At 72.7% G+C, this 14,153-nt stretch carries 12 protein-coding genes; 7 read left to right on the forward strand and 5 right to left on the reverse strand.

Annotated features, from left to right (window positions below; translation table 11 throughout):
* Nucleotides 1-227: 227 nt before the first annotated feature.
* The 5 genes from ACFU5O_RS23735 (at nt 228) to ACFU5O_RS23755 (ending at nt 5,480) form a co-directional block, all read left to right on the forward strand.
* On the forward strand, nt 228-1,307 hold the full coding sequence (locus ACFU5O_RS23735) for an NADH:flavin oxidoreductase/NADH oxidase (RefSeq protein ID WP_384243702.1): 1,080 nt from the start codon (nt 228-230) through the stop codon (nt 1,305-1,307).
* A gap of 154 nt (nt 1,308-1,461) precedes the next feature.
* Nucleotides 1,462-2,547 carry a WD40/YVTN/BNR-like repeat-containing protein gene (locus tag ACFU5O_RS23740; protein WP_384243703.1) on the forward strand — a complete coding sequence of 362 codons (1,086 nt, stop codon included), beginning with the start codon at nt 1,462-1,464 and terminating at the stop codon, nt 2,545-2,547.
* Between the two features lie 169 nt (nt 2,548-2,716).
* Nucleotides 2,717-3,394: a uracil-DNA glycosylase gene (locus tag ACFU5O_RS23745; RefSeq protein ID WP_384243705.1), complete on the forward strand. Its 678-nt coding sequence runs from the start codon at nt 2,717-2,719 to the stop codon at nt 3,392-3,394.
* Nucleotides 3,391-4,464: an N-acetylglucosamine kinase gene (locus ACFU5O_RS23750; RefSeq protein ID WP_384243706.1), complete on the forward strand. Its 1,074-nt coding sequence runs from the start codon at nt 3,391-3,393 to the stop codon at nt 4,462-4,464. Before ACFU5O_RS23745 ends, ACFU5O_RS23750 begins: the two co-directional genes overlap by 4 nt.
* Before the next feature lie 95 nt (nt 4,465-4,559).
* Nucleotides 4,560-5,480 (forward strand): sirohydrochlorin chelatase, encoded by a 921-nt coding sequence (locus ACFU5O_RS23755; protein ID WP_384243707.1) that lies wholly within the window; start codon nt 4,560-4,562, stop codon nt 5,478-5,480.
* A gap of 189 nt (nt 5,481-5,669) precedes the next feature.
* On the opposite strand, the gene ACFU5O_RS23760 is transcribed toward ACFU5O_RS23755, so the two are convergent.
* From ACFU5O_RS23760 to ACFU5O_RS23770, 3 genes are all read right to left on the reverse strand, one after another.
* Nucleotides 5,670-6,725 carry a lactonase family protein gene (locus ACFU5O_RS23760; RefSeq protein ID WP_384243708.1) on the reverse strand — a complete coding sequence of 352 codons (1,056 nt, stop codon included), beginning with the start codon at nt 6,723-6,725 and terminating at the stop codon, nt 5,670-5,672.
* A gap of 70 nt (nt 6,726-6,795) precedes the next feature.
* Nucleotides 6,796-8,241: a nitric oxide synthase oxygenase gene (locus ACFU5O_RS23765; RefSeq protein ID WP_384243710.1), complete on the reverse strand. Its 1,446-nt coding sequence runs from the start codon at nt 8,239-8,241 to the stop codon at nt 6,796-6,798.
* Between the two features lie 259 nt (nt 8,242-8,500).
* On the reverse strand, nt 8,501-10,018 hold the full coding sequence (locus ACFU5O_RS23770; RefSeq protein WP_384243711.1) for an FUSC family protein: 1,518 nt from the start codon (nt 10,016-10,018) through the stop codon (nt 8,501-8,503).
* A gap of 353 nt (nt 10,019-10,371) precedes the next feature.
* On the opposite strand from ACFU5O_RS23770, the gene ACFU5O_RS23775 reads away from it, so the two are divergent.
* The gene (locus ACFU5O_RS23775; RefSeq protein WP_384243712.1) at nt 10,372-10,845 is read left to right on the forward strand and encodes an Lrp/AsnC family transcriptional regulator; all 474 of its coding nucleotides are present in this window, start codon (nt 10,372-10,374) and stop codon (nt 10,843-10,845) included.
* A gap of 44 nt (nt 10,846-10,889) precedes the next feature.
* The gene (locus tag ACFU5O_RS23780; protein WP_384243713.1) at nt 10,890-11,585 is read left to right on the forward strand and encodes an HAD family hydrolase; all 696 of its coding nucleotides are present in this window, start codon (nt 10,890-10,892) and stop codon (nt 11,583-11,585) included.
* A 24-nt stretch (nt 11,586-11,609) separates the two neighbouring features.
* Here the strand turns inward: ACFU5O_RS23780 and ACFU5O_RS23785 are convergent, their stop codons facing one another.
* Together ACFU5O_RS23785 and ACFU5O_RS23790 are read right to left on the reverse strand one after the other, a co-directional pair.
* Nucleotides 11,610-12,659, reverse strand: a complete 1,050-nt coding sequence (locus ACFU5O_RS23785) for a polyprenyl synthetase family protein (protein ID WP_384243714.1) — start codon at nt 12,657-12,659, stop codon at nt 11,610-11,612.
* Complete coding sequence (locus tag ACFU5O_RS23790) at nt 12,656-13,720, reverse strand: tetratricopeptide repeat protein (RefSeq protein ID WP_384243716.1); 1,065 nt, start codon at nt 13,718-13,720, stop codon at nt 12,656-12,658. Before ACFU5O_RS23790 ends, ACFU5O_RS23785 begins: the two co-directional genes overlap by 4 nt.
* Nucleotides 13,721-14,153: the final 433 nt, after the last annotated feature.

Raw genomic sequence — 14,153 nt, forward strand, 5'->3', positions numbered from 1 at the left:
CCGGCCCGACTCAACTCGGCCCGACTCAACTCGGCTCGACCCGGCTCGGCTCGGCTCGGCTCGACCCGGCTCGGCTCGGCTCGGCTCGACCCCGCTCGGCTCGGCTCGGCTCGGCTCGCGACGCGACTCACGGCTTGGTACGAGAGACATCGTATTTTGTCATTCGCCGTACTACGACGAGTATCGTACGAGCGTCATCTTCGGCCCCGCCGTGAATGGAGTCCGCCGTGAGCGCTTTGTTCGAGCCTTGCACCCTTCGGTCGCTGACCGTTCCCAACCGTGTCTGGATGGCACCGATGTGCCAGTACAGCGCGGAGGCGTCCGGGCCGAACGCCGGTGTCCCGAACGACTGGCACTTCGCCCACTACGCGGCCCGGGCCACGGGCGGCACCGGGCTGATCCTGGCCGAGGCCACCGCTGTCTCCCCCGAGGGCCGGATCAGCCCGAACGACCTCGGCATCTGGAACGACACCCAGGTCGAGGCCTTCCGCCGGATCACCGGCTTCCTCAAGGCCCAGGGCACCGTCGCCGGTATCCAGATCGCGCACGCGGGCCGCAAGGCGTCGACCGGCCGCCCCTGGAAGGGCGGCGCGCCGATCGGCCCCGATGCGAACGGCTGGCGGCCGGTCGGCCCGAGTCCGCTCGCGTACGACGAACGGCATCCGGTACCTACCGAGCTGACGTCCGCTCAGATCACGGCGGTCGTACGGCAGTTCGCGGACGCCGCCCGGCGCGCGCTGGCCGCGGGTTTCGAGGTCGTCGAGGTGCACGGCGCGCACGGCTACCTCATCGGCGAGTTCCTCTCCCCGCACAGCAACCACCGCACGGACGAGTACGGCGGCTCCTTCGCCAACCGCACCCGCTTCGCGCTCGAGGTCGTCGACGCGGTAAGGGCGGTCTGGCCCGACGAACTGCCGCTCTTCTTCCGGATCTCGGCCACCGACTGGCTCGAGGAGAACGGCTGGACGGCCGACGACACCGTGCGTTTCGCGGCGCTGCTCAAGAAGCACGGCGTCGACCTCCTCGATGTCTCGTCCGGCGGCAACGCCGCAGGTGTGCGCATCCCTGCCGGGCCCGGCTACCAGGTGCCGTTCGCCGCGCGGGTGAGGGCGGAGACCGACCTGCCGGTGGCGGCCGTCGGGATGATCACCGAGGCGGAGCAGGCCGAGAAGATCCTCTCCAACGGCGAGGCCGACGCGGTGCTGCTCGGCCGCGAGCTGCTGCGGAATCCTTCGTGGGCGCGCCAGGCGGCGGGCGAGCTGGGCGGCCGGGTCCGGATTCCCGACCAGTACCACCGCTCGGCCTGACGCCCGGCCCGGGTCGCCCGGCCGTCGCGCGGCCTCCCCCAGGGATCGGCCCGGCCGGGCCGACCTGCAGGAAGGTCCGCGACAGGGGACGCTGTCAGTGGCCGGGTGCAGACTGGCCCGTATCCGTGACAAGGGCGTCCTGGAGGTTTCGGCCATGACCGGCGTGCTGCTTGCCGTAGGCACTCGAAAAGGGCTCTTCATCGGCCGCAGGCGCGGCGGCCGATGGGATTTCGACGGCCCGCACTTCAACGCGCAGGCGGTGTACTCGATCGGGATCGACACCCGCCGCACCGTTCCCCGCTTGCTCGTCGGCGGCGACAGTTCGCACTGGGGTCCATCGGTGTTCCACTCCGACGACCTCGGGGCGACCTGGACGGAGCCGGCGAAGCCCGCCGTCAAGTTCCCCAAGGACACCGGGGCGTCCCTGGAGCGGGTCTGGCAGCTCCATCCGGCCGGCCCCGCCGCCCAGGACGTCGTGTACGCGGGGACGGAACCCGCCGCCCTGTTCCGCTCCGATGACGGCGGCGAGACGTTCGAGCTGGTCCGGCCGCTCTGGGAGCACCCGACGCGCTCGAAGTGGGTGCCGGGTGGCGGCGGTGAGGCCGTCCACACGGTGGTCACGGACCGGCGGGACGCGGACGCGGTCACGGTCGCCGTGTCCACGGCCGGCGTTTTCCGCAGCCGCGACGGCGGCACCAGCTGGGACCCGTCCAACCAGGGAGTCTCCGCGGTCTTCCTGCCCGATCCGCATCCCGAGTTCGGCCAGTGCGTCCACAAGATCGCGCAGGACGCGGGTGACCTGGACCGGCTGTACCTCCAGAACCACTGGGGGGTCTACCGGAGCGACGACGCGGGCGCCCGGTGGACCGACATCGGCGAGGGCCTGCCGTCCGACTTCGGCTTCGCGGTCGCGGCGCATCCGCACCGCGGGGACGTGGCGTACGTCTTCCCCATCAACGCCGACGCGGACCGCGTCCCGGCCGGTCGCCGCTGCCGTGTCTACCGCACGAGCGACGCGGGCCGGAGCTGGGAGCCGCTTTCTGCCGGCCTCCCGGGGGGCGATCACTACGGCACCGTGCTGCGCGACGCCCTGTGCACGGACGACGCGGACCCGGCCGGGGTGTACTTCGGCAACCGGAACGGCGAGTTGTACGCGAGCGCGGACGACGGCGACAGCTGGCAGCAGCTCGCCTCGCATCTGCCGGATGTGCTGTGCGTCCGGGCGGCGACCGTCGGCTGAGCGGGCACGGGCCACCCCGGATGCGACGGGGCGTGAGCGCCGGGCGGGACCGGTGATGCGGGCGCTCCGGCGTGGAGCGGGTCCCGCCGGGGCGACCCGCACGCCACGGCGGGGCGGGGCGGTCCGCGCGGTGATCGGGGCACTCGCTGCACCAGTAGAGTGACGCCCCGTGGCAGCACGACCTTTGAAAGAAATCGTAGGGCCGGGATGGGCGGACGCCCTCGGACCGGTGGCTGAACGCATCACCGCGATGGGCGACTTCCTCCGCGCGGAGATCGCCGCGGGGCGGACATATCTGCCGGCCGGGGCGCATGTTCTGCGCGCATTCCAGCAGCCGTTCGACGAGGTGCGCGTTCTGATCGTCGGCCAGGATCCGTATCCCACCCCGGGGCATGCGGTGGGACTGAGCTTCTCGGTGGCGCCGGAGGTGCGGCCGCTGCCGGGCAGCCTGGAGAACATCTTCCGTGAGCTGCACGGCGATCTGGGGCTGCCCCGGCCGTCGAACGGCGATCTGACGCCGTGGACGCGTCAGGGAGTCCTGCTGCTCAACAGGGCGCTCACCACCGCTCCTCGTAAGCCGGCGGCACACCGCGGCAAGGGCTGGGAGGAAGTGACCGAGCAGGCCATCCGGGCCCTGGTGGCCCGCGGCAAACCGATGGTGTCGGTGCTGTGGGGGCGCGACGCCCGCAATCTGCGGCCGCTTCTCGGCGAGCTGCCCGCCATCGAGTCCGCACACCCGTCCCCGATGTCCGCGGACCGGGGCTTCTTCGGCTCCCGCCCGTTCAGCAGGACCAACGAGCTGCTCACCCGCCAAGGGGCGCAGCCGGTGGACTGGCAGCTTCCGTGACCAGCGGCGGCGCCGACGGCGGATGGGTGCTCGGTGTCGATTCGGGGGGCTCGGGCCTGCGCGTCGCGCTCGCGCCCGCCGCCGGTCCCTGGCATACGCGGACCATGGCCTCCCGGGAGCCGGTCCGTACCGGCCCGGGCGGTATCGATGCCGCGCATCTGCTGGAGCAACTGCTGCCCATGGCGAGGGCGCTGCTCGAAGGTGCCGGTGCACCCGGCGCCGTCGCCGGGACGCCGGGGCTCCCGGACGCCCCCGCCCGCACGGCCGGCCCGTCCGGGCTCGTGGCGGTGGCGATCGGAGCCGCCGGAATGGCCACGCTCGGGGACGAACTGCGGGCCGTCGTGCCGGGGGCGCTGGAGCAGGCATTCGGGGTGCGCGCGGTGGCGCTCGCCGCGGACGCCGTGACCGCGTACGCGGGAGCAGTGGGGCAGCGGCCCGGCGCCGTCGTCGCCGCGGGCACGGGCATGATCGCGCTGGGGACCGATCTGACCCGCTGGCGCCGCGCGGACGGCTGGGGGCATCTGCTCGGTGACTGCGGCGGCGGTGCGTGGATCGGCCGGGCGGGCCTGGAAGCGGCGATGCGCGCCCACGACGGGCGCAGCGGCGGCTCCGCCGCGCTGCTGGCCCGCCTGGAGTCCGTTCTCGGCCCGGCGGAGCAGTTGCCCGGGCTGCTCTACCCACGCTCCGACCGGCCCGCGCTGCTGGCCTCGTTCGCCCCCGAGGTGGCCCGCTGCGCGGCGGACGATCCGGTGGCCGGAAACATCCTCGCCGAGGCCGCGGGTCACATCGCGGCGTCGGCAGCTGCGGTGTTCCCGCCGGCCTCGGCAGGGACATGCGAAGTCGCCCTGACCGGTGGCCTGTTCAAGATGGGGGACCCTCTGCTCGTACCCCTGACCGCGGTGCTCGCCGAACAACTCCCGCACGCCAGGCCGGTGCCAGCGGAGGGCGATCCGCTGGCTGGATCACTCACCGTCGCCAGGGCGCTCGCGACCGACTCACTGACACTGCCGAAGGACCCGCGACTGCTCCGTCTGGTGCGGCCTTCCTCGGTTTCATACCCGGACAGGTAACCGTTAACGAACTCATCGGATAAATACGGACAGACAGCACTCGACCGCCCCCTCCCCGAACAGCCGCGACGACAAAACCAGTAGCATGCGGCGCCATGAGCTCCCCCACTGGGCCCGCATCCGGCCTGCCTGTACGAATGCCGCGACCCCGCCAGCCCGGGCGGCACCGCCGCCCGGAGCCCGTGGCGGCTCCCGAGGGCGCGCCCGCGCTCGTCCTCGCCGTGCCCGGCACCCCTTCCTCGGCGATACGCAGCCTCGCCGAGGAAGTCGTCAGCATCGCCCGTTCCGAGCTGCCCGGCCTCGAGGCCGTGATCGGTTATCTCGACGGTGACGACGCCGAGTACCCCACGCTGGGGAGCGTGCTCGCGCAGACGGCCGCGCGGCGCGCGGAGCGGTTCGAGCTGGCCAAGGCCGCCGGCCGTGAGGTCGCCGGGCCCAACGGCCCCGCGTCCGTCGTGGTTCCCCTGCTCGCGGGCCCGGACAGCTCGCTGACCCGCAGGATCCGCCAGGCGGTCATGGAGAGCCAGGGAACCGCCGAGCTGACCGATGTGCTCGGCCCGCACCCGCTGCTCGCGGAGGCGCTGCACGTACGGCTGTCGGAGGCCGGTCTCGCCCGCGCCGACCGCGCCAGGCTGTTCACCGTCGCGACGGCCGCCGACGGCATCGTCCTCGCCACGGTCGGCGGCGAAGAGGCCGTGCAGGCCGCCGGGATAACCGGGATGCTGCTGGCCGCCCGCCTCGCCGTGCCGGTGATGGCCGCCGCTCTGGACCAGGAGGGCGCGATCGCCGCGACCGCCGAGGAGCTGCGCGCTTCCGGCTCGGGGCAGCTCGCGCTGGCCCCGTACCTGGTCGGCCCGGAGCTGCCGGAGGGCCTGCTGGCCGCGGCGGCCGGGGAAGCGGGCTGCGCCGCCGCCGAGCCGCTCGGCGCGTACCCGGCCATCGGCAAGCTGGTGCTTTCCAAGTACACGACCGCGCTGGGCATCCCGATGCAGCCGCAGGGGGCGCAGGCCCGCTGACCCGGTCCGCTCTCCGCTGACCCGGGGCTCGTGTCCGCGAAGACGCAGAGGCCCGCGCCGACGAGGCGCGGGCCTTTCGCGTGCCGGACCGTATGACGGTGAACGCCGACGGTGGGACCTGACCGTACGACCGGGCCCCGGCGGGCTCGGCGGTGCACAGGGCCCTCGCGGGCCTGGCCGTACGGCCTCTCAGGCGAAGACCACGCACGAGGCCGCCGGGGCCGCGATCGACCCCGCCCGGCGCGGCACACCCGATCTGGCGTCGATGTCGAACCATGTGACGTCCCCGGAGCGCTCGTTGGCGGCATAGAGCCGGGTGCCCGTCGGGTCGAGAGTGAGATCGCGCGGCCAGTGGCCCCCGCACGGCACGGTGGTGATCAGCTCCGCCCTTGCACCGCTCGCGTCAAGGCCGAGGACGGCGATGGAGTCATGACCCCGGTTCGCGACCCACAGGAAGCGGCCGTCGTGTGCCACCGCTGCTTCGGAGGCGTAGCCGGGACCTGCGAAGCCGCCGGGCAGCACGGTGGTCTCGCCGAGCGCCTCGAGCACACCCTCCGAGGCGTCCCAGCGGCAGACGGTGAGAGTCGGCTCCAGCTCGTTGATCACGTACGCGTGGCGGCCCGACGGGTGGAACGTGAGATGGCGCGGGCCCGTGCCGGGCCGCAGCGCGGTCTCGCGGTGCAGGCTCATGTCCCCCGTCGCCGGGTCGAGTTCACAGACCCCCACCGAATCGGTGCCGAGGTCGACGTCCAGGATCCACTGTCCGGTCGGGTCGGGGAGCACCTGGTGGGCGTGCGGGCCCCGCTGCCGCTGCGGGTGCGGTCCACGGCCTTCGTGCCGCAGCACGCCGACGGCCGCCGACGGCTCACCGTCAGGTCCGACCGGAAGCACACTCACGCTGCCGCAGGTGTAGTTGGCGGTGAGCACATGGCCGCCGACGACGGCCAGATGGGTGGGCCCCGCCCCTCGCACCGGCGCGGGCACGCCGATGAGCCGGGGCGCCGCCGTGTCCTCGGTGATGTCGAAGGCCGCGACAGCGCCCTCCGTCGTCTCCGATACGGCGTAGAGCACGCGGCCACGGTCCGTCGCACCGATGGCGAGGTACGACGGGTCGGCGACCGCGTCGGTCGCGCCGGTCTCCTTGAGGGCTCCTGTCGAGCCGTCCACGGCCGCGGAGATGATCCCGCGGCCGCCCGCCGAGGTGAACGACCCGATGAATGCCCGTTCGGCGCTCCTGTCGCACACTGCGCCGTCCTTTCGCCGCTCTTCCGCCGACCCGTCCGCGCTGCTCCGGGCCGACGGTAGCAGTTGAGGTCTAGACCAAGTCGGAGTCCTCGCCCCTGGCGCGGGCCAGGGCCTCGGGATGGTGCACGAACATGGGCTTCAGCTGCGTCGTGTCGTACGTACGGTGGAAGACAGGTGTGGCGGAACCGGACATCGGCGGCACTATCCACGACCAGTCCGCGCCCACGGGGCGTCCCTTGTCGGTCTCGCGGTCGATGTGGGTGAGGAAGCGGCGGGCCTCTGTGTGGTGGTCGGCGAGGGTGACGCCCGCGCGGTCGAAGGAGTGCAGCACCGCCCGGTTGAGCTCGACGAGTGCGCGGTCCTTCCAGAGCGTCCGGTCGTCGGAGGTGTCCAGGCCGAGCCGTTCGGCCACGACCGGCAACAAGCGGTAGCGGTCGGTGTCGGCGAGGTCTCTGGCGCCGATCTCGGTACCCATGTACCAGCCGTTGAAGGGCGCTGCCGGGTAGCAGATCCCGCCGATCTCCAGGCACATGTTGGCGATGGCGGGTACGGCGTGCCAGCGCAGGCCGAGGGCCGTGTGCCAGTCGTCGTCGGGGTGGCTCAGGGGGACTTCGAGCACGGCGTCGTCCGGCAGCGTGAACCAGCGGGGCTTGTCGTCGCTGCCCTGGATGACCAGGGGCAGGATGTCGAAGGGTGTGCCGGGGCCGCCGGGCCAGCCGAGCCGCTGGGCGTAGGCGGTGATCCCGGCGTTGCGAGGGTCCCCGGTGCAGCCGTTTCCGCTGCCGCTGCGCGTCCCGCCGACACCGCCGCCCACACCGCCGCCGACGTCGACGCGGTCGCGGTCGCCGACGCGGTCACGGTCGTTGCGGTCGTTGCGGTCGGTGTAGCCCGCGTAGCGCACCAGCTGTTCGTTCCAGATCCTGGGGCCCGGACGGCCGGGTGCGTCGGGCGCGAAGACCGTGATCACGGGTCGTATCCGGCCGCCGTTCGTCGCCTCCCGCAGATGCGCGGCGGCCTCGACGGCCATGGTGTCGGCGTCACGGACGTCACGACGGTCGCGGACGCGCAGCGAACGCCAGTAGAGCCGGCCGATGCAGCGATTGCTGTTGCGCCAGGCGATGCGTGCCCCGTGGGCGAGTTCGGCGGCGGTGTGGCGGTACGTTCCGGTCGCCTCGATCTCGGCGCGTACGGCGGTTATCCGGGCTGCCAGGGCCGCGGGACCGCCGACGGACGGCTCCTCGCGATGGAACAGCCGCAGGAACTCCTCGGCCTCCAGCCGCAGTTCCGCCGGATCACCAGGAACGCCTGGGCGCGGGGCGGGGCCGGGTGGTCGAGGGTGCACCGCGTGCGGTTCGGGCCTCGACGCGGTCGGTCCGGAGCGCGGCGCCGTCGGTTCGGACGAGTCCACCGGGCACTGGCCCGGCGGGACCGGGAGATCCGTCCGCCCGACGCCCGCGGACTCGACGCGCGACGGCCGGTTCTTGCGGGCGGCGATGATTCGACGGAGCTTCCGCATGGTGGGCCCCCCAGAGCGTTAGGCGGACGGTGGATGCCGCCGGTACTACCCCATACTCGGACTGATCCACCCTGTAAGTGCCAAATGAACGTGCCTCGTTCAACATTATTCGTCCGCTCGCACGGTCGCGGTCCCCCGCCGAAGACATTCGCGCACGGGCCGGATGTCAGTGGTCCCGGCCGGCGTCGCCGGCCCCTGACCTCGGCGACCGGAGCGCCTCGGGGCGAGCCGCACGACCGCCTTCGTGTCCGTGCCGGCGTCAGGAGCCGACCAGGGGGGCGCGCAGAGAGCTGCGCAGGGACTCGGCCAGCCCGCCGAGCGCCCTTTCCAGGCCGTGGAGGTGGTTGAGCGCGGCCTCGGCGCCGGGGTGGTGATGCGCTGCGCCCACCGCCGCACCGGGCGCCTGGGCGGGCGTCCCGGCGCCGGGAGACACCAGGGCGTGCACGGCGATCTCCACACGCCAACAGGCTGCCGCGAGCCGGGCGTCGTGCGAGGCGTACGGGTCGGCCGCCACCGAGGCCAGACCACGCACCTCGCGGGCGCAGTCGTCGAGCAGCGCCAGGACCTGGCGGGCACGGGCCTTGCGGGCCCTCATCGGGCTCAGGGGGTGGACGAGCGGGGCGACCGACAGCCGCGCCCTGCCCAGCAGCACCTCCAGCTCGGCGGCGAGCGGCGCCGGATCGGCGTCGTCGTCACCGGCGAGCCTCCGCGCGGCCGAGGTGGTGCAGGCGTGCACACAGTGCAGGGCGCGCTCGATCCAGGCGTCCGTGGTGTCGTGGGTGGTGACCGGCAGCACGAACAGCACCGCCAGCGTGGCGCCGAGCGCCCCGATGCCCGTCTCCGCGAGACGCAGCGCGAGCAGCGCCGGATCCAGCACCCCCAGCAGGCCGTACAGCAGCCCCACCATCACCGTGACCGCGAGCATCATCCAGGTGTACGACACCGGGGCGCTGTAGAAGATCGCGAAGACACACACCGCGACGAGCACGGCGGTCGGCACCGGAGCACCGTGCAGCGGGACGGCGACGAGCAGGCTGACGGCGATGCCGACGAGGGTGCCGAGGACCCTCCGGAACCCGCGCACCAGGGTCTCGCCGCGCGAGGCGGTGTTCACGAAGATCCACCACGTGGCCCCCACCGCCCAGTACCAGCGTTCCCCCGACAGGACCTGGCCGACGAGAAGAGCGATGCCGACGGCGCCGGCTGCCTGGATCGCCTGCCGGGTGGTCGTACGGGCCAGTCCTCCCGCGCCGGCGAGCACGGGCACGGCGGGCGGCTGCTGCCGGCGCTCGAAGCACCAGAGTCCGAAGCGGACCGCCGAGGAGGCCAGCACGGCGAGGGCGACGGCGGAGTACAGCTCGGGCAACTGGCCGGGCACCGTGTGCAGGAACTGTGCGACGAAGAAGGTCATGAACGCGAAGACGCCCAGCGCGTGACCACGAGCGCCCCAGCGGCGGGCATAGACACTCGTGCCCGCCACGGCGACGAACACCACGTCGCGCGCCACGGGGGCGCCGTGCAGCAGGGAGGCGAGCGCGAGCACGGGGAAGCCGACGACGGGCAGGAGCGCGGTCGTGACGACCTGGCCACGGACCGTCGTGTCGGTGACCGTGAAGAGGGCGAGAAGCGCGGCAAGCCCACCGGTGATGACGGAGGTGAGCCCGTGCCCCATGAGACCGCAGACGGTCACGGCCAGGCCGACGCCGAGGACGGACCGGATGGCGCTGCGCAGACGCAGCTGCCCCGGGTCCGGAGCCACGAACACCTTCTTCAGCACTGATTCCCGCCCCTGGCTCGTTCCGGCATGAAAAAGGCGCCGCGGGATCCGCAGCGCCATCGACGCCCCCATGACAGCATCTCCGGCCCCAGTGGCTCAAGCGGCTCCCGCCCTACTGGGCCGTTGGCACAGTGAGTGGCGACCAATGTGGTCACGAAGGAGGCCAACGGACCATCACGGCGTGCCCCTGCGCCGCCCGACCACACCGAGGCGATGTCCCCCGTGCCGTCACCCTGCACGCCCGCGCGCTCGGAATTCGCCCGGTGGCTCCGCTCAGCGGCCCCGGAGTGCGCCATCGGTCCGGTGGAGGATGATTCCCACAGGCCGCAAGAGGGCCGGAGGGAGGCAGAGGGATGGCAGTGGACGAGCTGGACACCCGTATCCTGCGGCTGCTGATCGAGCAGCCCCGCACCAGCGTGCGCGAGTACGCGCGCATCCTCGGCATCGCACGGGGCACCCTCCAGGCCCGGATCGACCGCATGGAGCGGGAGGGGGTGATCACCGGCAGCGGCCCCTTCCTCTCCCCCGCGGCGCTCGGGCATCCGGTGCTGGCGTTCGTCCATATCGAGGTCACGCAGGGACGTCTGGACGAGGTGGGGGACGCGCTCGCCGAGGTACCCGAGATCGTCGAGGCGTTCTCGATCACCGGTGGCGGCGATCTGCTGACACGTGTGGTGGCCCGCGACAACGGTCATCTGGAGGACGTGATCCAGCGGCTGATCAATCTGCCGGGCGTGGTCCGTACGCGCACCGAGATGGCGCTGCGCGAGCGGGTGCCGCACCGTGTGCTGCCGCTCGTGGAGTCGGTGGGCCGGGCCACGCGGTGAACGCGCTGAGCGGCCCCGGGACGCCGGTGGGCATTCTTGGGTCCATGAGCCCTGCGCGGAGCACTTCGGTCATCTTCGATCTCGACGGAACCCTCGTGGACAGCGAGCCGAACTACTACGAGGCCGGACGGCGCGTGCTCGCAAGCCACGGCATCACCGACTTCAGCTGGGACCATCACACCCGCTTCATCGGGATCGGCACCCGCGAGACGCTGGAGACGCTGCGCGCGGAGTACGGGATCGACGCCCCGGTCGATGAACTCCTGGCCGCCATGAACGCCGACTACCTGGAGCTGGCCCGCGCCCGGACCGAGGTGTTCCCCGAGATGAGGAAGCTCGTGGAGCGGCTGCACACGGCCGGAACGCCGATGGCCGTGGCCTCCGGGTCGTCGTACGCGGCCATCGAGGCGGTGCTCGCCGGTACGGGCCTCGACGCGTACCTCACGACCCTCGTCTCCGCAGAGGAGGTCGCGCACGGAAAACCGCGGCCCGATGTCTTCCTGGAGGCCGCGCGCCGGCTCGGGGCGGACCCCGCCGACTGCGTCGTGGTCGAGGACGCGCCGCCCGGCGCGGCGGCAGCGCACGCCGCGGGCATGCGCTGCATCGCCGTCCCCTACGTGGCGGGCACGGCCGCGGACGAGGCGTTCGGCACGGCGGGGCTGTTGTTCGCCGGTGGCCGGTCCGAGTTCTCCTCGCAGGCCGCCTGCGACTGGCTGGCCCGTTCCGCTCCGTCTGCGTGAATCTCACGCTCCCCGCCCGGGCCCTCACATTCTGCGGTCGATGAGGAACGGCAGCAGGGTGAGGATCTCGCCGACCGCCCCGCGTGCCAGCGGGACGCTCTCCAGCCGGCCGCGCGCGCTGTCCAGATGCCGGTGCGCCTCGGCCATGGCGGCGGCGCGTCCACCCGCCTCCTCGATGAGAACCGCGGCTCGCCGGGCGGTGAGGTCGTCGAGCGCCCGGCCGGAGGAGAGCAGCGTGACAAGGTGTTCCGCGGCGGGGCCGTCGGCGGCCAGGGCCGCGAGGACGGGGTACGTCTTCTTCAGCCTGCGCAGATCGTTGTGGACCGGTTTCCCGGTGATCCCCGGGTCGCCCCAGATGCCCAGCAGGTCGTCCACGATCTGGAAGGCCACCCCGAGGTCCCGGCCCGCCTCGGTGAGAGCGTCGACGGTCCGGCGTGGAGCCCCGGCGAGGACGGCGCCCGTACCCGCGGCGCATCCGAGCAGGGCACCCGTCTTGTGCTCGGCCATCCGCCGGTATTCCTGCGGCTGCACCGCGCCGGGACCGGTCCAGGGCCGGGACTCGAAGAGCAGGTCCTCGGCCTGCCCGTGCACCAGGTCGTTCAGCGTCCCCGCCAGATGCCTGACCGCCGCGCCGCTGTGTACGTTGCGGGAGTCGGCCAGTGTCTCCACGGCCAGGGCGAAGAGCGCGTCCCCCGCCAGCACCGCGGGGCCGGTGCCGAACTGCTTCCACACGGTCGGGCGCTGCCGCCGTGTCTCGTCGCCGTCCATGATGTCGTCGTGCAGGAGGGAGAAGGTGTGGATCAGCTCGACGGCCACCGCTCCGACGACCGCGTCCCGCGCCGTCGCGCCCGCGGCCTCTGCACAGAGCACGGTGAGCGCCTGACGCACTCCCTTGCCGTGCGCACCGGCAGCCGGCGTGCCGCCCGCGTCGCTCCAGCCGAGCGAGAAGGCTGCCATCTCGGCGGGCCATGGGTGGAGTCGCCCTACGGCCTGCGCGAGCGCCGGCCGCACGAGTTCGCGGCAGCGGGAGAGGATCTGCTGGGGAGTGGTCGAGGCCGATACGGCGGATGTCATCGGCGGCCCGCCCTCGCGCCCGGCCCGGCGACCGACGGGGCCACCCCGAGCTCGGCGTGGGCCTTGTCGACCATGTCCCTTGCGTGACGCAGCCCGATCCGGTCGAGCGTGTCCCGCAGCTCACCGAGCTCCGCGGCGGTTTCTGCCCGGTCCCGGCCGAGACGTGCGCGTGCCTTGACCAGTCCGAGCCGGGCCAGCGCCTCCCCCCGGGGCTCGCGCATGGCGCGGAACTCCGCGATCGTCTCCTCGTAGACCTTGCGCGCCTCCTCGTAACGGCGGGCGCGGAAGAGCACGTTGGCGCGCATCTTGTGGTTGTAGGCGAGCGCCCCGGACAAGTTCATCTCGAGGCAGAGGAGTTCGGCATCCGCGAGCAGGGCGAGGGCACGCTCCGGAGCGTCGTCCCGCAGGGAAACGATGTCGGCCATGCCGCGAAGGGCCCAGGCCCGGCCGCGCCGGTCGTCAGCCTTCCCGGCGATTTCGGCCGCTTCCTCGAACATCGCGTAGGCCGTGTCGTACGAGCCGGTGTTGCGATGGATCTGCGCGATGCCCTCCAGCGCCCAGACGGTGTGCCGCGCCTCACCGCGTTTGCGGGCCTCTGCGAGCAGTTGCTCGTGCAGAAGGGCGACGGCTTCGTAGTCGCCCTGTATGCGTCCGGTCTCCGCCAGACCGGCGAGCGAGTAGCCACGGGCAACGATGTCACCTCCGCGCTCGGCCATGTCGGCCGCGAGGCGCAGCAGCCGGAAGGCGAGCGTCAGCGAGCCCCGCTGCCGGGCGAGCGTTCCCCCGCTCCACAACGCCCAGGCCATGGCGCCGAGATCGCCCGCGGAACGTGCGGCCCGGTAGCTGGCCTTCCACGCCTGGTCGGCCTTCTGGACGTTGCCGAGCCTGCGGTGTGCCTCGGCGACGGCGAGTCCGGACCGCGCCACCTCCTGCTGCGAGCCGGAGAGTTCGGCTGCCCGCAGATGCTCGATGCCCTTGGCGAGTACGTCCGTCAGTGAGGAGTTAACCGACATCTCGGTGAGGGCGCCCTGGTACTCGGGGGCGAATGCCTTGCTGTGCATGGATGCCTTTCGTGCGCGGCCGTAACGGCAGTGCAGCATCTATACACTGAACGTATACACGAAGCGTATAGATGCCTGGTCCGCCGACCTCGAAAGGTCAGGGGGATCCGGGCGCCCCCGCTGTCCGCGGCGGGCCGCCCCACTGTTGATCAAGACGACGGTCACTCGCCCGAGGTTGCTCGCCCGCGCAAAGTTCCTGTGCGTCGCCCCAGGGCTGCTCGAACCGGTGGGCCGGTCCCGTCCTGCGGCACGCTCGGCCTGCCGTCCCCGTGCAGTATGATCGCCCGGCCGACGCGCGCACGCGTGTGCGCGTCGTCGCTGACCAACTGTCACGGACCCGCCTGCCGACCACAATCGGCGCGTCCGGGCAACAAGCACCGCACGGCGGGACTGCCACGGCGAGCCATCACTCGGCCGCGGGTGGCACAGCCGA

Source organism: Streptomyces sp. NPDC057445, from assembly GCF_042802855.1.
GTDB lineage: Bacteria > Actinomycetota > Actinomycetes > Streptomycetales > Streptomycetaceae > Streptomyces.